The sequence below is a fragment of the Frankia sp. R82 genome, from assembly GCF_023716925.1.
Classification (GTDB): domain Bacteria; phylum Actinomycetota; class Actinomycetes; order Frankiales; family Frankiaceae; genus Frankia.
In genome coordinates this window covers 1-19,803 of sequence record NZ_JAMQQG010000010.1, presented here as the reverse complement: position 1 = coordinate 19,803, position 19,803 = coordinate 1, and the positions used below count along the sequence as shown (strand labels likewise).

The window sequence follows — 19,803 nt, the reverse complement described above, 5'->3', positions numbered from 1 at the left end:
TGTGCCGGCAGACGGGAGGTCGGTCACAGGACGGTGCAGTTGGGGGTGTCGGAGGTGGGTCGGCGCAGCATGGCGGGCACACCGGTGTCGACGGTGGTCACCGTCCCCTCGGCAGGATGGAACAGGCGCAGCACGACAGGTGCGTTCGGCGAGTCGCCGTACCGGTCGAAGCTGATCCAGCCGTTCGCGCCGGCAAGGGCGCGGTCACCGCAGATGGTGCTGAGCCGAACCTGGATGTCCGACCGCAGCTGGTGGCTGGACTGCGACGTGTTCAGCCCGGCGCTGCTGATCGCCCGAGCCAGCACCGACATCGCGTCGAACGCAACGATCGTGTGCCCGGAGATCAGCCGCTGCGGCGTGCCGCGCAGCTGCGCCGCCCACGCGTCGGGCACCGTCCGGTCCTCCCGAGCCTGCTCCAGGTAGGACGCCGGCAGGTCGCCCGGCTGGGCGAGCCCGAAATCGGCGAAATACAGCGCGTGGCCGCCCAGGACGCCGGAAGCGATCTCCCCCGGGTCGGTCTCCAGCTCCATTGCGTCGTCACCAGCAATGATCGGCATCCGTGGGTCCGACCGTCCGCAGGCGGACCCGGCCAACGCCACCAACAGCTGGTTCACGTTGGTCGTCCGGCCGGTGTAGACGAGCAGGTTCGGCGCCGGCCGTCCAGCGCACTGGGCGCTGAGGGCGTGGCCGAGCACGCCCACCACGGTCGGGCCACCGTCGCCGGGAGCAGCGGAGGCGGCCTGCGCCGGGTCCGGAACGGAGACGACGATGGGAGCGGTCACGTGCGGCAGCCGACGCAGCTCGCTGACGACGTCCCGGGCAAGGTTGTCGCTGTAGTAGTCGGCGTTTCCCTGAGCGTCGCGGCCAATGCCGCCGCCACCGACCACCAGCGGCCGGACCGGGTCACCACCGCGGTTCTGCTCGGCCATGATCTTCGGAATCGCCCCGGCGATGACGGCTGCCTCCCGCCGGTTGGTCGGCCCCACCCGGAAGTACCAGTCGTATGGCCGGTGCTGCTGCCCCGGTTTCCCGACCGGCTGGGTGAACACGTCGTCGGAGGCGGTCGACGACACGATGGGCACCTTGGTTGTCCCGCTGAGCAGAGCCACCGCCCGACGGGCCGAGTCCGTGCTCTGGAACAGGCCGAGCACGCCAGCGAGGCCCGGGTCGGCGCGGGCGGCCGTGTCGATGTGCCGGGCGAGGGTCTCCGCCCCGTTCGAGTGCCAGCCAACGTTGGCGACCAGGAGCCGAATGTGGATGCTGGACCGGGCACCGGGCGCATCCGCGGCGGCGTTGACCGCAGCCTGAGCAAGCTGCGCGCCGCGAAGCTCGTTCAGGCCGCCCTGGCCGGAGGTCGTCGGCGAGTCCTCGGCGCTGCCGGACGGCGCCGACATCGCGGTCAGCGGAGCCGCGACCACCACCGTGTACAGACCGCTGTGGCCGGCGGCGGCTGCGTTCTGTCGGCCGATCGTCTGCAGCAGGGCAACGAGCTCGGGCGAGGCGGTGCCGAACGTGTACGCGCCGTCGCTGAAGCCGGTGCACTGCCCGTCCTGCTGGCCCGCCCAGGTCTCCGCCTCGACCAGCCGAGTCAGTGGAGTCGGGGCCCGGCAGGTCTGCGCGGTTGCGGGGCGCCAGATCCCCGCGCCGAGCACCGCGCCGGCCGTGCCGGCAACAAGCGCGGCGGCGATCACGGCGGCGAGAACACTGCGCCGACGCCGCCACCTGGTGCGCCGCCCGTGCCCTGATCCATCCGGCGGACCGGCACCGACCACACTCCCCGCGTCAATCGCGTCGTTTATGCCGGCAGTACCGTCCACGCCGGCAGCAGCACTCGCGCCGACTGCACTGCTCGCGCCGACTGCACTGCTCGCGCCGGCCGTGTCCCGCCCCCGCTCCGCGATGTCGGCCCTGGCCGACGTGGCCGGGCCGGGCGGCAACGGGTCATCACCGAGCAGGTCGGGCAGCGGTGCCGGCTCGCCCTTTCCGAACCAGGCGAGCCCCGCCAGCGCTCGGGTGATCTGCGCCTCCAGGTCGTCAGCGGAACGAAAGGTGCGGACGACGAGATCGGTGGAGGACAACCGACGCCTGAAGGCGTCGACGTCCGTGAGGTCGACGTCGGTGAGACGACGGGGAATCGGCGTGTCCTCGTCGAGCAGGAACACCAGGCGGGGCAGGTCGAGCTCGACCGCGGTGAGATACTCAAGCTCCGTATACGACACCCGGGCGGAAATCGGCGGCACTGCCGGTTTCCTGGCCGGCGCTGGTTTTCTGGCCGGCTCGGCCTGCGGCGGCAGCGGCAGCGGCAGCGGCAGCGGCGGGCCAGGCGACACTGGTCGCGGGTCCGGGTCCGGGTCCGGGGGGTCGGGCCACGGCGGAACCTCCGCACCGGTTGGATCTTCCTGGACCAGCGATCCGTACCGGAATCCGATAATCGCGAGATACACCTGGCAGCTGCGGACCTGTTCCTGGCAGTACAGTGCCGGCCGGGCACTGACGGCCGGAAAGTCATCCATGAATACGGCATGATGATCCGCGCGGCGTACGGCGTCGGTCGCCGCCCGCACATATGTCCGCTCCGCCGGATAGCTGTTCAGTTCCGACGTGTGGCTGACGAACACCCGGAGTCCGGGTTGGTACTCGCTGTTCCCCCGCACATCTGGAAAAATACCGCACGAGGCCGGAGAAGCTCAACAACGCCGAACCTGCGGTCATCCGCCTCGGTCTCGTGGCGCCTGGTCCGTAAAAAATGTCGAACTCGTCGACGACCGCCTCCGACCTCGGCACCTTTGCCGAGGTCGGTCCTCGCCGAGGAGGACTGTCCACGAGGTCATCGGATCGCCGGGGTGCGCCGCAACCGGCGCGGCGGGGGGCGTGCGGTGATGGTCAGCGGGCGGGCAGACAGAGGTCCGCCCGTCCCCGGACCGCCTGACCGGGCGAGCCCTCCAGCGGGCACGTCCCGGACCGGACAGCGCCGGCCCTGCGCGAGCACACCTCATGGCGAAAGGCCGCCGTTAGGCTGGAGGTATGGCCGGCTCGTCGTCCACCGTGGCCTGGAACCGGCCCTTTCCAGGCGCCGGTCCCGTTGTCCGGGTGGGGCGTCGCACGCTGGCGGAATCGCTGTACCTGCTGACGGGTCCGGTCAGCGCGGTCGCGGGCCTGCTGGTCGTGCTCGGCGGTCTGTGCGTGGGGATGCTGGGCCGGGTCGCCGGAAGGGCACCGGTCGCGGCCGGTGTCGTGGCGCCGGTGTACTGGTCCGCCGATCTGGAGTGGTGGCGGATCGACCGGGTCCGCGCGTCGGTACCCGGCCCGGAGCGACTGGCCCGGTCAGGACGGCAGGCGCCACAGCCGGGGCCGGGCAGCGGCTCCGGCGCGTCGAACCCCCGGTTGTGGTCCAGCCTGGCGCACGCGGTGATCATGCCGCCCATCACCCTGGTCACCGCCGTGATCACGGCGCTGTGGTGGTTCGTCGGCTTCGGCACCGCGACGACCGCGGTACGTAACTGGGGCACGGCGGCCGGGACACCACCGCCGATGACGCTGAGTACGGGCAGCGGTCCGTACCACGTCGACGTGAGCCTGGGCCTGACCTCACCGACCATACGGATGATCTTCGGCACCGTGATCGGGCTGGTGCTGATACTGATGCTGCCACTGCTGACCAGGGCGTGCGTCGCCATGCAGGCGGGTCTCGGACGGACGCTGCTGTCGGACGCCTCCCCGCGGCAGCGCAGAATCCGCGGGTTGGAGCAGGAGCGCGACGCAGCCCGGGCTCAGACCGTCGCCGCCCTGACCGCCGAGGCGGTGGCGCTGCGCCGGCTCGAGCGCGACATCCATGACGGGCCGCAGCAGCGCCTGGTCCGGCTGGCGATGGAGCTCGGCCGCGCGCAGCGCCATCTCGACCGCAGGCCCGAGACCACGCGGGAGGCACTCGCCGACGCCCTGATCCAGGCCGAGGAGGCGTTGGAGGAGCTACGAGCCCTGTCCCGGGGCATCGCCCCACCGATCCTGGTCGATCGCGGCCTGCGGGCAGCGCTCGACGAGCTGGCCATGCGCTCGACGGTTCCCGCCCAGCTCGATGCGGGTCTCCTGAGCCACCGGCCGGAGGCGTCCGTCGAGACGGCCGCGTACTTCGTCGTCTCCGAGGCCCTGACCAACGTGGCCAAGCACAGCCGGGCCGGCCGGTGCGTGATCGGCCTGCGCCACGAGGCCGCGCTGCTGCGGATCCGGGTGAGCGACGACGGGGTCGGCGGCGCCGCGTTCGACAAGGGCCACGGGCTGCGCGGGCTGCGGGACCGGGTGCATGCCATCGGCGGCCAGCTCCAACTGACCAGTCCGCCCGGCGGCCCGACGACGATCACCGCGGAACTACCGTGTCCCTGACGGCCGCCGATGAGACGCCCGGACCACCCGGACCCGTACCCGAGGGCGGGCTGAGGATCGTCGTGGCCGACGACGCCGTGCTGTTGCGGGAGGGCCTGATCCGGCTGCTCGCCGAGGAGGGCCATCAGGTCGTGGCCGCGGTCGGTGACGCCCAGGCCCTGGTCGACGCGGTGCTGCGACACCGACCGGACGTCTCGGTCGTCGACGTCCGGATGCCGCCGACGCATACGGACGAGGGTCTGCGAGCGGCGATCGAGGTCCGCTCGCGCCTGCCCGGCTCGCCGGTGCTGGTGCTCAGCCAGTACGTCGAGACCTCCTACGCGGCTGACCTGCTCGCGGACGGCTCGGGCGGGATCGGCTATCTGCTCAAGGACCGGGTCGGCCGGATCGGGGAGTTCCTGGACGCACTGGAGCGGGTCGCCGGCGGCGCGACGGTGCTCGACCCGCAGGTCATCGTGCGCCTGCTGGACGGCAGGCGCGGTGGCCGGGCGTTGGCGTCGCTGACTCCGCGGGAGCGGGAGCTGCTGGCGCTGATGGCCGAGGGCCACTCGAACACGGCCATCGCCCGGCAACTGGTGCTGTCCGCCAGCGCGGTCGAAAAGCACATCGGCAACATCTTCACCAAGCTCGGCCTGCCACCCGACGACGCCCAGCACCGTCGCGTGCTCGCCGTCCTCGCCTATCTCCGCGCCTGACGGCGAGCACCAGCCGGGCTGTGTGCCGGACGGCGAGCGGTGTGCCGGACGGTGACCGGTGGCGCGGCCCTTCCCGCACGACGGGTCCGGCTGACCGGGTAGGGCCTGCCACACCTTCTTTGTCCGGTCCACTCCGGTGACCAGGCGATGTGCCCGCGACACCGTGTAGACCATGCTCACGCCCTCACCCGCCACGGGTCCGCGCACGAGTCCGCAACGGTCCGCGGGCGGCGCCGACCGGACCCTGAACGCCCATGAGCAGCCGGGCCGCACGCCGTCCCGCCGCCACCGCCGCGCAGCGAGCCGGTTCGACCCGCAGCGCAGTTCCGCCGGCCCGGCGGGCGTTTCAGGCCGCGGACTCCTGGCACTCGCTCTGTGCGCCGCCGCTCTCGTCGGCGCCTTCGTCCTCGCCCCGGGTCGGCTGGCCGCCGGTCGCTCCGACGGCGACCTCGTCAACCACCACCAGCTCATCGCCGACGTGCACAGCGGGTTCGTCGAGTACTGGCATTCCGACAGCCGACAGCTTTCCCCGCACCTCGCGCGGGTCGTCGACTACTGGTACCGGTTCCACCTGGTCAAGGGCCTGATCTCCGTGCTTCTGCTGGCGGTCCTCCTCATGCTGACCATCGCGCTCTGGAAGAACTTCCTGACCGCCGGTGGCGCGGCGAGGCGGGCCGGGCTCGCGTCGGCCGGCGTTTTCACGCCGCTGCTCGCCCTGCTCGCGCTGGCCGCGGTGATGGCGAACATCCAGGGCGCGGCGGCGCCGCTGTCCTCGCTGCTGCCCATGCTGTCGGAGGGCGGGACCGACCCGGCGCTGGCCGACGCGCTGGGCCAGGCCACACGACAGCTGGCCGACTCCCCCTCGGGAGCACAGACCGTGCCGGCCCTGCACGTGATGACGGCCGACTTCGCTCGCTACCACGTGGTGATGGCCGTGATCGCCGCGGTCCTGGCGGTCGTTCTGTTCACCGTCAGCGTGTTGTTGTGGAAAAGGGTCTCGGTCGACCGGAGGGCAACCCGGGTGACGCGCGTCTTCGGTGTCCTGACGGCGGTACTGACGCTGGCTCTGCTCGTCCACGTCGCGGCGAACGTGAGCGCCGCGGCCCACTCCGCGTCCGTTCTCCTCGACGGCCTCAGAGGCGGCCTGTGATCGGGAAACCCGGGTAGGCCGACGGCCGCCAGCCAGCCGTACGCGGACGACAGGTTCTCCGATGCCGGTACGCCGCGCAAACCCGCCAGGCAGCACACCGGACCTACTGCCCATGCGGGGCGACGAAGCTCAGCCGACAGACCCGCACACCCCCGTCATGAACCGCACCACCACATGAAGGGTTCTCGTCAGCGGGTGCAGGGATTCGTCCCGCAAACGGCTTCATGCCGGTGCGGGTCAGCCCGGGCCCTGGTCGCACAGCCGCCCGCCGAAAAGCACAACACCCTTGATCATCAGCACCAGCCGTGACGGTCAGCGCGAACTGGACGTCCGCCGCTCCGGCTCGGTCGCGCAGGCGGCGCGGTAGGGACTGTCCGACCGCGTACAGGTTCCGTTCCTTGAGAAAGCACTCGCCGGGGAATGGTTCCTGTGATGCGTGGCATGGTTGAGGGGCGGCGGTGTCACACGGGACACGGGACCCGCGACCGCCCGGTCCGTGGATGTCGTGGGTGGGTGGGGGGGCCGCTGGCAGGATTCGACACACGGTCCTCGCCTCCGGGCGCCGCACCGCTCGAGATCGTTCCCCTGACGCAGGACCACGCGAAGGAGCATCTGTGTCGAAACTGCTTGTCATCATCGGGAGCACGCGCCCCACCCGCGCCGCGGACCTCATCATCCCCTGGCTTGTCAGGAAGACAACGGAACACAAGGCGTTCGATGCCGAGATCGTCGACCTGCGGGACTGGCCGCTGCCCATTTTCGCCGAGCACTTCGGCACCATCGGCGACCGCAACGACCCCACCTACTCCGACCCGGTCGTGAAGGCGTGGAACACCAAGATCAAGGAGGCTGACGCCTACCTCGTCGTCACACCCGAGTACAACCACAGTATTCCGGGGGGTCTGAAGAACGCGATCGACAGTGTGTTCGCCTCGTTCGGCTTCCGGAACAAGCCGGTCGCCTGCGTCGGCTACGCCGGCGGACCCGGCGGCGGCATCCGCGCGATCGAGCACCTGGCGCAGGTCTTCATCGAGACCGAAGCCGTGCCTATCCGCAACAACGTCACCATCTCCATGGTGACCAACGCGTTCGACGCGCAGGGGCAGCCGGTCGACCCGATCACGAACGCCTCCGCCGACGTCATGCTCGACGACCTCGCCTGGTGGTCGGCAGCCCTGGAAACCGCACGCGCCGCCGGCGAACTGGTTCCCGGCATCCTCCGGCGACAAGCCGCCCTCACCGCCACGCGATAAAGCCGACGCACGGATCCGGCTTCCGGTAATCCTCGGCGCCCACCAGCCCCTTGATCCCGAACTCGTCAACGACCTCGTCGACGTCCTGACCACCACGCCACCAGCCACCAGCCACCAGCCACCAGCCGAGCGCGGGTCCTGAGATGCCGCCGCGAGTGTTGGAACCACCGGCGACAGCGGCGAGCACCGAGTGGTACATCGCCGCATCGCGGACGCCGGCCTCCTCGTCGAGCAGGTAGCGGGCCTCCCGGAACTGCGGGCTGCCCGGGTTGAGGACCGTCCGCAGGACCCAGTCGTCGAAGTCACCGGGGCCGGCGAGGACATCGTCGTTGACGAACCTGCGACAGGCCGGGGTGCCGCCGACGATGGCATGCCGCGCGACCGCCAGCCGCGGATCCGTTGTCCTGCCGGCATTCGCCGCGGCCAGGTGGGCGCCCGCCGGCTGTTCACCCGGGCGACGCACCATAGCCGTCACCTGGACTCGGCACACCACCCACGACCGGGCCCTTTACCTCGCCTCTCTCGCCACCCGAGATCTTCCGGAGCCATAGCGGCCGATACCGCGAGCCGTTCGCACCCACGTGCTACGAGGGGACGGCGGCAGCGGGTTCGTTGGGGAGGTCGCGGTCGATGTGGTCGGCATGGAACAGGGCCTGCCCCAGCAGGCGACGGACGTGCTCGTCGGCGGCGGAGTAATAGACGAAGGTGCCCTCGCGGCGGCCCTTGACCAGACCGGCCAGCCGGAGCTTCGCCAGATGCTGGCTGACCGCGGTCGGTGCGGCCCCGGCGAGCTCGGCGAGGCACGCGACCGACGACTCGCCCTGCAACAGCGCCCACAGCACCCTGATCCGGGTCGGGTCGGCCAGCATCCGAAACGTCTCCGCGGCCAGATGCACCTGCTCCTCGGTCGGCATGTCGAACTCCGGCAGCGACGTGTGCATGATCTCAGGGTAACCCACCACCCATCCAGCTGCGTACCTTCATGCATACGCATATACGCTTCCAGCGTGACCGTTCCTGTGGACACCACCGCTCCCGTGCAGCCCGTTCCGGCGCCCACGCGGCGAACCGGGATGTGGTCGCTGTCGGAGGTGCGTACGGCGACCGCCGCGACCGCACTGTTCGCCCTGGGTCTCGTCGCCCACCTGGCTGGCGGTCCGGCGCAGCTGGGGTGGTCGCTGTACCTGGGCTGCTACATCGCCGGTGGCACCGAATCCGGCCTCGCCGGGCTACGGGCGTTGCGGAACCGGACTGTGGACGTCGACCTGCTGATGGTCGCCGCGGCGATCGGGGCAGCAGCCATCGGTCAGGTCCTCGACGGCGCCCTCCTGATCGTGATCTTCTCTACCTCGGGGGCGTTGGAGGCGCTCGCGACCAGACGCACCGAGGACTCGATCCGCGGCCTGCTCGACCTCGCGCCCGAACGCGCCACCCGGATCACCAGCGTTGGCGAGGAAGTCGTCCCTGCCGCCGTGTTGCGAGCCGGCGATGTGATCATGGTCCGGCCCGGCGAGCGGATCGGCGGCGACGGCGACGTGGTCGAGGGCGCCAGCGAGGTCGATCAGGCCAGCATCACCGGTGAGCCACTCCCGGTCGACAAGCGGACCGGGGACCGCGTGTTCGCTGGCACCGTCAACGGCACCGGGGCGCTACAGGTGCGTATCACCCGCCCCGCCGGCGACACGCTGATCGCCCGCATCGTCACCATGGTCCAGCAGGCCAGCGCGACCAAAGCCCGCACCCAGCTGCTGATCGAAAAGGTCGAACAGCGGTACTCCCTCGGCATGGTCACCGCGACCCTAGCCCTGTTCGTCGTTCCCCTGCTACTCGGCGCCGATCTGCGTCCCACCCTGCTCCGCGCGATGACCTTCATGATTGTCGCCTCGCCCTGCGCCGTGGTCCTCGCGACGATGCCCCCGCTGCTGTCCGCGATCGCCACCGCCGGCCGGCACGGCGTCCTCGTCAAATCCACCGTCGTGCTCGAACATCTCGCTACCGCGACCCACGTCGCCTTCGACAAGACGGGCACCCTGACCGACGGCAGTCCCCGACTCGCCCACGTCCACGTCCTCGGGACCACCTCGGAAAACGACATGCTGGCCTACGCTGCCGCCGCCGAAAACCCGTCCGAGCACCCACTCGCCCGCGCGATCGTCACCGCCGCCCGCGACCGGGGCCTCACCCCGCACGCCGTCGAGGGCTTCACCTCCCGGCCGGGAAGGGGAGTCACCGCCCGGGTGAACGGGAAGCTCGTCGACATCGGCAGCCCTGCCCAGATCCTGTCCGCCGACAGCCAGCACGACCTCGCGGCGAGCCTCGCCACCGCCACGCAAGACGCCGGCTACACCACCGTGGTCGTCCGCATCGACGGAACCCCCGCCGCCGTCCTGTCCCTGACCGACCAAACCCGCCCCGACGCCGCGGACACGATCGCACGACTCACCGCGCTGATCGGCAACCAACCCGTCCTGCTCACCGGCGACAACCCTCGCGTCGCCACCCGGCTCGCCACCGATCTCGGCATCAGTGACGTCCGTGCCGGTCTCCTGCCCGAAGACAAGGTCGACGCCGTGCACGGCCTGGAAGCCACCGGCAGCCGGCTGGTCGTCGTCGGGGACGGAGTCAACGACGCGCCCGCCCTGGCCGCGGCCCACGTGGGCATCGCGATGGGCCGTGCAGGCTCCGACCTCGCACTCGACACCGCCGATGCCGTGATCACACGCGACGAACTCGCTACCGTGCCCGCCCTGATCGCCCTTGCCCGCCGCGCCCGCCGCCTCGTCCTCGCCAACCTCGCGATCGCCGCGACCTTCATCGCCGCCCTCGCCGCCTGGGACCTGTTCGCCACCCTCCCACTCCCACTCGGCGTCGCCGGACACGAAGGCTCCACCATCATCGTCGGCCTCAACGGCCTACGCCTCCTGCGACCCCAGGCCTGGCACCGCGCCAGCCGCACCGAGCCCACCGGCAAGGACCACGACCAACATAGATGATCAGTGATGGGCGCACGCTCCGACCTGCAGCGCCCTGCCGGTGTGACGTCCTCGGTCCGGGAGTCGCGCGCTGACAGGCGGTACCGTCTGGGCGCGGTACCCGGCCTCCAACCGCGCCGCGGCCAGCACCCAGGAAGGACGGGCGTGACGGAGCAGCAGCTGACGATGCCGGAGCCAGGGCCAACGCCGTCGCCGGGGGCCCATCACCCGGCAGGGCGCGACGCGGCGCGGCTGGCACTGGTCGTCGGCGCGCTCGGCGTGGTGTTCGGGGACATCGGGACCAGCCCGATCTACACCCTGCAGACGGTGTTCAACCCGAGCGACCCGCATCCCGTCCCGGTCAGCACGGCCAACGTGTTCGGCGTGGTCTCCCTGGTGTTCTGGTCCGTCACGATCATCGTCACGGTCACCTACGTGCTGCTGGCCATGCGCGCCGACAACGAGGGCGAGGGCGGCATCATGGCGCTGATCACCCTGCTGCGCCGGTGGGGAACAGGGCACGGTGGCCGGACCGCCGCGGTGCTGGCAGGGCTGGGCATCTTCGGGGCGGCACTGTTCTTCGGCGACAGCATGATCACTCCGGCGATCTCCGTACTGTCCGCGGTCGAAGGCATCAAGATCGTGGAACCGTCACTGGAGGAGTTGGTCGTGCCGGCCACCGCGGTAATCATCGTGCTGCTGTTTCTCGCGCAGCGGTTCGGCACCGCCACGGTCGGCGGGGTGTTCGGACCCGTGATGATCGTGTGGTTCGTGACCATCGGCGCGCTCGGAGTGACCGGCGTCGTCGGGCACCCGGCCATCCTTGAGGCGTTGTCGCCGACCTACGCCGCGAGTTTCCTGGTGCATCATTTCGGCACCGCGTTCTTCGCCCTGGCGGCGGTCGTGCTCGCCGTCACCGGTGCTGAGGCGCTGTACGCCGACATGGGACACTTCGGCCGGCCGGCGATCAGCCGTGCCTGGCTGCTCCTGGTGTTCCCAGCGTGCGTGCTCAGCTACCTCGGCCAGGGTGCACTGATCCTCGACGCCCCGGACACCATCAGCGGTCCGTTCTTCCTGCTCGCCCCCGGCTGGGCACGGCTGCCGCTCGTCCTGCTGGCCACCGCCGCGACCGTGATCGCCTCCCAGGCGGTGATCACCGGGGCGTACTCGGTCGCGTCGCAGGCCGCAGAGCTCGGCTACCTGCCTCGGCTGCGGGTCGCCCACACCTCCGAGTCCATGATCGGGCAGATCTACGTCCCGTGGATCAACTGGCTGCTGATGGTCTCGGTGCTCACGCTCGTCTTCGCGTTCCGCAGCTCGGCGGCCCTGGCGTTCGCGTTCGGCATGGCAGTGACGGGGACGATCACCATCACCACCCTGTTGTTCTTCTACATCGCCCGGCGGAGATGGCACACACCGCGGTGGCTGCTCGGCCTGGGCGTGAGCATGCTGCTGGTGGTCGATCTTCTGTTCCTCGCGGCCAACCTGACCAAACTCGTCCACGGCGCGTGGCTTCCACTGCTCATCGCGCTGACGGCATTCACCATCATGATCACCTGGCAGCGGGGGCGACAGATCGTCACCGCGCGGCGGGAACAGAGCGAGGGGTCGTTGCACGATTTCGTCGAGCAGCTTCGCGTGAACGCGCCGTCCACGGTCCGGGTGCCGGGCACTGCCGTGTTCCTCAACCGCGGCAAGCGGACCGCGCCGCTGGCGCTGCGGGCCAACGTCGAGCACAACCACGTGCGCCACGACCTGGTCCTGATCGTGTCGGTGCAGACCGTGCCGGTGCCTCGCGTGCCGGCGAACGACCGGATCACTCTGGACGAGCTGGGCTACACCGACGACGGCATCAGCCACATCACCACACGGTTCGGCTACATGGAGACACCCAACGTGCTCGACGCCCTCAGAACGATCAACCCGGCCATCGTCGAAGGACGGCAGCTGAACCTGGACCGGGCGTCCTACTTCCTGTCCAAGATCGAGCTTCGGAGCGGGACGGCGCCGACCATGGCAGGGTGGCGCAAACGCCTGTTCATCGCGACCTCCTACATCACCGCCGACGCCGCCGAACATTTCGGCCTTCCACGTGACCGTACCGTCATCATGGGCTCACATATCGAGGTATAGCGACGACGAAGAGTGATCAGAGCTTGCAGTGATCAGAGCTCGCATCGTCGCCTTCCCGTATTACCGTCTCCGTCGTTCCGCCCATCTCCGCCGACACACTCCGCAAACGACTTCACACCGGCGCAGGGCCGGCCCGGGCCCTGGTCACTCGGCTCCCACCGGCGCCCGCAGCCCCCTCGGGCGCGCGCCAGCCCACCTGACCTGCCAGCTCAGTCCAGCCAGAAGACCGTCATCCGCGGGCATTGGTGTCACGCCGCTGGCAGCCGAAGGTGGCCGCGGTCCGGGCCTCAGCCGGGCGCATCGGTCCGAGGCAGTTCTCGCAGACCCTCGGCGGTGAGCAGATAGTCGGGCGCGACGGTGACCGCGTCGGCTCGGGCCAGGTCGACCAACGCCGCCCCGGCGATCTCAGGCGTCAGGGGCGCGCCCAGCCCAAGGACGTAGTCGTCCTCGGCCTGGCCGGCGCGCTCTGCGTAAGCGTGGACCGCAGGCCGACCGAGGTCGGTTCGGGGCGTGAGCCGGGGAAGCACGGCGGTGAAGGTGATGCCGAGCCCGGCGCGGTCCGCTTCGTCGCGCGCGTAACCGGTGATCCGGCGCTGGGTCGCTTTGGCACCGGCGTATCCGCCGCTGAGCGGGGAACCAGCCAGCGCGGCGCCGCTGCTGATCACGATCACCCTGGAGCCGGGGCGGAGCGGCCGGAGCAGCGACTCCCGGAGCCAGTGGAACGCGATCCGCACGTCGGTGTGCCAGTTCACCGAGAACGTCTCCCAGGTCTGGTGGTGCAGCGGACGCATCGGCGGCGTGGCGCCGGCCACCAGAACGACGATCGCCGGCTCGTAGCGGTCAAAGAGGTTCCCCGGGGCGGCTGCGTCGGTCGCGTCGGCGACCATCGTCTGGATGCGCGTGTTGGTGGCAGCCAGTTCGGCGAGCGCCGCACTGGTTCGGGCGACCGCGACGACGGGGGCACCGGCTCCGGCGAAGGCCTCGGCGATGCCGCGTCCCAGACCTCGGCTTGCCCCGACCACGAGTGTGGTCCGGGCGGACAGGTCACTGGAGTCGTTCATCACGTCACTGGAGTCGTTCATCACGATTCGTCCTCCTCTGTGTGGAGCAGCCCTTGCGGGCGTCCTGGGGCGGCGGGCGCCATGGGGGTCGCGGCCGGTATGGGGGTCGCGGCCGGTATGGATGCGTTCGCTTGGACAGACCCGACGCTCGCCGAAAACTGGGCGGGCTGGCAGCGACCAGTTCCGCCCGTGCCCGGTGTCAGTAGGTGGAGAGACGACCGACATGGAGGGGACCCGATGCCGAAGGAGTCGATGTCGAAGGACGCGGAGCCGGCGGAACTGCTCCAGCGGGCCCGCGGCGGCTACCACGACGCGTTCGCCGATCTCGTCGAGCCCTACCGCGCCGAGCTGGGGATGCACTGCTACCGGATGCTCGGCTCGTTCCAGGACGCGCAGGACGCAGTGCAGGAGACACTGCTGTCGGCGTGGCTCGGGCTGTCCGGCTTCGAAGGACGGGCGTCCGTGCGGACCTGGCTCTACCGGATCGCCACCAACCGATGCCTCAACCAGCTGCGTTCGTCCACGCGCCGGCCGACGACGGCATCGACGCTGGCCGCCCCGCCACCGGAGCCGAGCCGTCTGGGTGAGGTCACGTGGCTGCAGCCGTATCCGGACACCCTCCTGAAAGGGCTGCCCGACCAGGCCCCGGGGCCCGAGGCCCGGTACGAATCCCGCGAGGCGATCTCGCTCGCGTTCGTCACCGCCGTCCAACTGCTGCCGCCGAACCAACGGGCCGTCCTGCTCCTGCGCGACGTGCTCGGCTACCGCGCGAGCGAGACCGCTGGCCTGCTCGGACTCACCGAGGACGCGGTCACCAGCGCACTTCGTCGCGCCCGCGCCACGATGAACGCGGCCCGCTCACCGGGTCCGCCACCGCCGGATCCGGGCAGCCCAGTGGAACGCGCGCTCCTCAACCGTTTCGTCGCCGCCTTCACCGAACTCGACGTGGACGCGCTGGTAGCGCTGATGACCGACGACGCCTGGGTCCGGATGCCGCCCCTGCCGTTCGAGTACCGCGGTCACGAGGCGATCCGCCGGTTCTTCACCGTGATCCACAGCCGTGTCCAGCAAATCGACCGGATGGTGCCCGTACGCGCGAACGGCCAGCATGCGTGGGGCGAGTACCTCCGCGATCCCGTCACTGGCGGCCTGCACCTCGCAGGCATCATCGTGGTCGCACTCGCCGGTAACCTGGTCTGCGAGATCACCCGATTCGAGACGGCCACCGCCCCGTATCTCGGCCTGCCTCGAACCCTCGACTGAGCACCGACCCATCGAATCAGGACGCAGAGAAACGAGGGAGAGTCCCGTACTCAAGCTGCCGAACGCATCGATCTTGCGGCGGCATTCCTGCTAGAGCTCGCCGTCTACGTGGCGGTGGGCCTGTGGGGCTACCAGACCGTGAGCGCTGGTCGATGGCTGAAGACGGGCTCGGCGCTCGGCTGCGTTGTCGTCATGGCCGTTCTCTGGTCGCTGTTCGGCGCTCCGTGTGCCACCGTGCCCCGGCACGGTGGCACACTCCCCGCGTTCCAGGCCGCATGGTTCGCCGTCGGCGTGGTCGCCCTCGGGGTGTCCGACCGGCAGAAGCTCTCCCTCGCACTCGCCGTGCCGACGATCGTCAACCTGCTCCTCGTCCACCACTGGCACCAGCAGAACGGCTGACCGGCCCACCCGCCTCCGGCCGACGGCCGGGTTCCGCAACGCCCTTCGGCCAAGTAGCTGTCTTCGGCGAGCAGGTAGCAACGGACGAAGCCCGATGTTCAGCCTGATGCCTTGCCAGAATCGCGCCGCAGGTCCCACTCGCGCACGGCCAGCGGGAAGCCCGCCGGCCCTGAACAGCCCGTTCCCATAAACGGCGATCACCAGCCGCGCAGGGCCCCGTGCCTCGATCTTGACGAGCAGGCGCCCTACGTGCGTCCCGATAGTGGCCAGGCCGGAGGCAGGCGGGCCGCTGGCGCCCGCGCGTAGCACCCCCACCGGGCGGACAGAAGTCGGGGTGCGACACGAAGCAATGCCCGACCGAGGCAAAGTGGTCTGCAGGAGTCCAGGGATGACTCCTACAGACCCGAGAACCCCGCCCAGGATCAGAGGGCCATGCGGTCAGGACTCTGGCCGACGGGGTGAGCGCCTGCCTGGTCTGGCGGGACTATCGGACCAGGATGAGCGAGCCAGCCACCGGCCGCGGTCACGCCCGTCCCGGCGCTCAGCCCGCGCCGCCCAGCGGTCCCGTACCCAGGAAATCACATAAGCCACAGCGTTCATCTGTCCATCCAGGGAAGGAGGATTGGAACAAGCTCATTCTACTGCCGGCCCAGATGGCTTCGCGTTGATTATTGAGCTATACGAAGATCACGGTGATCGTGACCTCGCCGCGGAAGTAGTGGGGCGGACCGCCACTGGCGATGAGGATGTATACCTGCTGGCAGCTCGCCACGTCGAACAAGGACAGCGCGTAGCCGACCGAAGAGGGCAGGACGGTCGTCCCTCATCCGGAGACCCAAAAAGGGCCGATCTTGGTTGTCGGCCCGGCAATCACCGCCCGCTATCAGATCGGACATGAGCGGGACGCGTTCCCGGTGTCAGGTATGCGGTCCACGTACGGGATGCGCTCTCGTCCGCCGTGACCTGCGCCACCCGAAAGAAGCCGGCCGGCACCCCCAGCGTGTGCGCCCGCGACTCGTGGTAGGCCAGCCCGTTGCTGATCGCGTCCTGGTGGGTGCCGGAGAACGCGGTGTAGGCCAGCTCTCCGCCATCTGGAGCAGACCCGGGCGTTGCCGCGTGCCCCGGCCCGCTGACCGCAGGGCCTTTCGATCAGACGGATGTTCCGCACTCCGCATCAGCGCGGAAGCTTGACCAGCGTGGAAGCTCGACGTGGAGCGCACGCGGGAACTCGGCGAGCTCCTCACCGCGACGGCGACGGGGTCAGTGCACGAGTCCCTGGTGTCCCCAGCGTGGGGTGGGTCCGGGGTCGCCCAGATCGGTTTCGGCGGGGTCCTGCGAGACCTGTTGAGCGATTGCGGTGCCCCAGTCGAAATAGTCCATGAGTGTCGCGGCCAGTTCCGGCTGGCCAGGGAGCACCTCGCCGATCGCGTCCGCCATCAGGTCCAGCCAGCGTTGCCGGTGCTCGTCGCGGATGCCGAGCCCGAGGTGGCTGCGCAGGAGCGCCTGATGCCCGCCGAGATGCGCCGAGAAGTCGGCTGGGCCACCGAACACCTCTGCCAGCCAGACGGCCACATGATCAAGGTGGGTCGGGGTGAAATGCGCGAACACGGGGGCGAGCAGTTCGTCCGCGAGCACGCGCTCGTAGAACGCCGCGGACAACTGCCGCAGGCCGTCAAGACCGCCGACCTCGGAGTAGAGCGAGGAACCCACCATGACCTCCCGAGACCTGGGCGCCGGGACGCTTGGACGCCCGCATTTTCACTGTGCCAGACCTCGACGACGAGTGCGTCGCAGGGTGCACCGCCCGGCATCTGGTCTCGTTTGCCGAGACGGCCGAGGGTGAGCTCTCGACCACGTCAGCAATCCTGATCCCGCAGCTGCGGTCCACCGCCGCCCTGACCGCACTCTCGCGACGTGGCAGTAGTAGGGCTTTCTCCTGGCATTCAGCGAGACCTGCGCCGGGTGCAGCGCCTCTCCCCCACTCCGTCCCTTGCGCTCAGGGCAGCAGCGCCCCTGCGTTCAGGGCAGCAGTGCCTGCGTGAGGCGTGCCTGCCAGGCGGCCTCCCGTCCAGGGGCGGCGCCTGCGGGCAGGTGCAGGCCGAGCACCACCTGGTCGGCGCCTGCCGCGTGATACTCGGCGACCCGCGCCACGATGGACTCCAGGCTGCCCCACACCGTGACGCCATCGACGAACGCATCATTGCGATCGGTGATGGCGGCCTCGCCAAAGCCCATCCGTCCGACGTTGCGAAGGTAGCCGGGACGGTCGTGTAGAAGGCCGTCGATGCCCGGCCGAGTTCCCTCGCTGCCGCGGGCTCGGCCAACGGTATGAGACCGGTACCAGCACCGCCACTGTCGGCCCTGTGGCCGACATCGTTCGGCACCGCGCTGGTACCGCATCCTCGCCACCTACCAGCCCCGTGGCCCCGAACTCCGACGTCCCGGCCGCCTCGGCACCAGCCACCCCTGCGGGACCCCCACCAGCCGAGCGCAGGTCATGAGAGGTGCCGCCGCGCTCGCGCTACCGGCGTCTTACCGCACGCCCCGATACTCCAGTCGCTGTTTTGCCAAGGAAGCCGGCCCGGTCACACCCGTGGGCAGTGCCGGTGGGTCATGCTCCCCCTATCGGGACGGGCCGGACAGAACCTCACAGTGTCCGCTTCGAAAGACCGTACGATCTGCCTGCAACTGTCGCTGCTACGGGGGAAGCACGATGATTTTCGGGAACTTCCGTCCTGTCAAGGAACGGCCGGACCGGCCCCGGCCAGACTCGAACCGCTGGCTGGGGCTCTTTTTGCTGTTCGGTTTGGCTGCCGGCGGCGTGATCGGCTCCGGATGGCTCCTTGCGCCCGCGCACGCTCGCGTGGAGGCGGGCAGCAACAGCACGGCTATCGACTCCTGGATCGTGGGCGGCGTCGCCATGCTGGCGTTCGCCGCCGTGATGGCGAAACTTGGCGCCGACGAACCGAAGACCGGCGGGCTCATTCTCCACCCACTGAGCTACTGCGGGCCGATGGTAGCAGTGGTCGTCGCCGTCACGCTCTGGATCTATTATCTGATCAACCTGGCCAGCGAGGCGACCGCGGCGACCCTGGCGCTTTGGGATTCTTCCATCGGCTGCGTCAACGGTAAAGATCAGGTGTTGAGGTACTGGTCTGGGTATGGTGTCGCCATCGCCCTCATGGTAGCAATTACGATCATGGTGGCCGTGATACCGAAACGTCCGTTCGTCGGGCTCACCGCAGTGATAACGGCCGCCAAGGTGCTTGCCGTCATCTTCATCGCCGTAACCCTTCTCTGGTACAGTCGACATTCAGGCATTACTGGCGACGAGTCCTCCAATTGCGACTACCCGAGCCAGGACAACTTCTGGACCAAATTTCTGCACTCTCTCTCAAACCAGCACGGAAAGGGTCTCTGGCCCACACTGGTCAGTGGGAGCGTCATATACTCCTACCTCGGTTTCCAGGGCCCGTTGGACTATGCCGAAGCCGTCAGGGACGACGGTTCCATCAAAGCGAAAGCCCGAATCTGGCTGAGCGTCCTCGGCGCTGTCGTCATCGCCATCGCCATCTACGTTCTGTTGCAGCTGGCCTACAACTCGAACTACGCGACATCTTCTCTGACCTACGAGCAGATAGCCCAGTCGACCACGGACGGATTCCTGCAAAAGACCCTTCATAGCATGCTGGAGGTCACAGCCGTGGTTGCCCCTCTGGGCGTGGGGCTCGTCTACGCCTACGTGCTTCCCGTGGAGATCGCCGCCCTCGCGAAGGAGGATCTGACACACCCCTTTCTCGCCAAACATCGCGACATCTTCTCCGACCCTGTCTATCTGTATGTCCTGATCACCAACGTCGTCCTCGGGGTTGTCCTGATCCTGCTGTTCGGGGGGCACTGGTCCGTGCTGTCCAATGTGAGCGGGGTACTGGGACTGCTGCTGTACGCCTTTCCTGCGGTGGTGCTCGCCACACAGTACAGAATAGGCAGGGACCCGCGCTCTCCACAAACCACAGGACGTCGCCTGTGGGCTCTGTCGGCACGGGCGGTCATCGTCGCGACAGCATTCATGCTCTTTGAAGCCGGCAGCGGGATCTTGGCCCTGTCCATCGGCCTTCTCTGCGTCGGCGTGGCACTGTTCGGATATCCGGAGCCCCGCAGGATTTTTCGTGAGTTCAGGCGGCAGGACGGCCGCCTGAGAGACCGGGACCGGAAAGCGGTCTCGGTCGCGCTCTGGCTGGCCTGCTATCTTGCCGGGCTGCTGTTCCTGGCGTGGGTTCACGACCACGGCAAGAACCTGAATCGCTATGTCATGGATTGCGTCGTACTGCTCTGGTCCAGCGTATTCTCCCATGTGATGATTGTTCGATCGAGGGAATACCAAGAGCTGGAAAACTGCACTGAGAGCGTGTCTTGCGTGATGGATGTGTTGGAGAGCAGCCTCGCCGGGCGGCTGGTCCCGGATGAGTTGTGGGAGTTGGTGGAGCCGCTGCTGCC

General features: G+C 69.3%; 15 protein-coding genes and 1 pseudogene. 9 read left to right on the top strand and 7 right to left on the bottom strand.

Going from position 1 to position 19,803, the window contains the following annotated elements:
• Positions 1–23 precede the first annotated feature (23 nt).
• On the bottom strand, positions 24–2,618 hold the full coding sequence (locus ND747_RS03695; RefSeq protein ID WP_251731804.1) for a DUF4062 domain-containing protein: 2,595 nt from the start codon (positions 2,616–2,618) through the stop codon (positions 24–26).
• A 406-nt stretch (positions 2,619–3,024) separates the two neighbouring features.
• Between ND747_RS03695 and ND747_RS03690 the strand changes: the two genes are divergently transcribed.
• The 4 genes from ND747_RS03690 to ND747_RS03675 all read left to right on the top strand — a co-directional run bounded on the left by ND747_RS03690 (position 3,025) and on the right by ND747_RS03675 (position 7,478).
• Positions 3,025–4,380 carry a sensor histidine kinase gene (locus tag ND747_RS03690; RefSeq protein WP_251731802.1) on the top strand — a complete coding sequence of 452 codons (1,356 nt, stop codon included), beginning with the start codon at positions 3,025–3,027 and terminating at the stop codon, positions 4,378–4,380.
• A gap of 50 nt (positions 4,381–4,430) precedes the next feature.
• Positions 4,431–5,075 (top strand): response regulator transcription factor, encoded by a 645-nt coding sequence (locus ND747_RS03685; RefSeq protein ID WP_251731842.1) that lies wholly within the window; start codon positions 4,431–4,433, stop codon positions 5,073–5,075.
• A 172-nt stretch (positions 5,076–5,247) separates the two neighbouring features.
• Positions 5,248–6,225 carry a hypothetical protein gene (locus ND747_RS03680; RefSeq protein ID WP_251731800.1) on the top strand — a complete coding sequence of 326 codons (978 nt, stop codon included), beginning with the start codon at positions 5,248–5,250 and terminating at the stop codon, positions 6,223–6,225.
• Between the two features lie 614 nt (positions 6,226–6,839).
• Complete coding sequence (locus tag ND747_RS03675) at positions 6,840–7,478, top strand: NAD(P)H-dependent oxidoreductase (protein WP_251731797.1); 639 nt, start codon at positions 6,840–6,842, stop codon at positions 7,476–7,478.
• Here ND747_RS03675 and ND747_RS03670 read toward each other — a convergent pair.
• Positions 7,462–7,944, bottom strand: a complete 483-nt coding sequence (locus ND747_RS03670; protein ID WP_251731795.1) for a hypothetical protein — start codon at positions 7,942–7,944, stop codon at positions 7,462–7,464. The two genes, ND747_RS03675 and ND747_RS03670, sit on opposite strands and share 17 nt — an antisense overlap.
• A gap of 118 nt (positions 7,945–8,062) precedes the next feature.
• Positions 8,063–8,419 carry an ArsR/SmtB family transcription factor gene (locus ND747_RS03665; RefSeq protein ID WP_374216134.1) on the bottom strand — a complete coding sequence of 119 codons (357 nt, stop codon included), beginning with the start codon at positions 8,417–8,419 and terminating at the stop codon, positions 8,063–8,065.
• Between the two features lie 132 nt (positions 8,420–8,551).
• On the opposite strand from ND747_RS03665, the gene ND747_RS03660 reads away from it, so the two are divergent.
• Both ND747_RS03660 and ND747_RS03655 read left to right on the top strand, forming a co-directional pair.
• The gene (locus ND747_RS03660; RefSeq protein ID WP_251731841.1) at positions 8,552–10,471 is read left to right on the top strand and encodes a heavy metal translocating P-type ATPase; all 1,920 of its coding nucleotides are present in this window, start codon (positions 8,552–8,554) and stop codon (positions 10,469–10,471) included.
• Positions 10,472–10,636: 165 nt separating this feature from the next.
• Positions 10,637–12,583 carry a potassium transporter Kup gene (locus ND747_RS03655; protein WP_285899931.1) on the top strand — a complete coding sequence of 649 codons (1,947 nt, stop codon included), beginning with the start codon at positions 10,637–10,639 and terminating at the stop codon, positions 12,581–12,583.
• A 287-nt stretch (positions 12,584–12,870) separates the two neighbouring features.
• Here the strand turns inward: ND747_RS03655 and ND747_RS03650 are convergent, their stop codons facing one another.
• Positions 12,871–13,665, bottom strand: a complete 795-nt coding sequence (locus tag ND747_RS03650; RefSeq protein WP_251731790.1) for an SDR family oxidoreductase — start codon at positions 13,663–13,665, stop codon at positions 12,871–12,873.
• Positions 13,666–13,896: 231 nt separating this feature from the next.
• Here ND747_RS03650 and ND747_RS03645 point away from each other — a divergent pair, with 231 nt between their 5' ends.
• Positions 13,897–14,907 (top strand): RNA polymerase subunit sigma-70, encoded by a 1,011-nt coding sequence (locus tag ND747_RS03645; RefSeq protein ID WP_251731788.1) that lies wholly within the window; start codon positions 13,897–13,899, stop codon positions 14,905–14,907.
• 15 nt (positions 14,908–14,922) lie between these two features.
• Complete coding sequence (locus ND747_RS03640) at positions 14,923–15,306, top strand: YrdB family protein (protein WP_308204552.1); 384 nt, start codon at positions 14,923–14,925, stop codon at positions 15,304–15,306.
• A gap of 984 nt (positions 15,307–16,290) precedes the next feature.
• Here ND747_RS03640 and ND747_RS30000 read toward each other — a convergent pair.
• The 3 genes and pseudogenes from ND747_RS30000 to ND747_RS03630 all read right to left on the bottom strand — a co-directional run.
• Positions 16,291–16,401, bottom strand: a pseudogene (locus tag ND747_RS30000) (hypothetical protein); the annotation flags it as partial.
• 165 nt (positions 16,402–16,566) lie between these two features.
• Positions 16,567–17,016 (bottom strand): group II truncated hemoglobin, encoded by a 450-nt coding sequence (locus ND747_RS03635; protein WP_374216133.1) that lies wholly within the window; start codon positions 17,014–17,016, stop codon positions 16,567–16,569.
• A gap of 309 nt (positions 17,017–17,325) precedes the next feature.
• The gene (locus ND747_RS03630; RefSeq protein WP_251731783.1) at positions 17,326–17,541 is read right to left on the bottom strand and encodes a hypothetical protein; all 216 of its coding nucleotides are present in this window, start codon (positions 17,539–17,541) and stop codon (positions 17,326–17,328) included.
• Between the two features lie 478 nt (positions 17,542–18,019).
• On the opposite strand from ND747_RS03630, the gene ND747_RS03625 reads away from it, so the two are divergent.
• A partial coding sequence (locus ND747_RS03625) for an APC family permease (protein WP_251731781.1) occupies positions 18,020–19,803 on the top strand: 1,784 nt, incomplete at its 3' end.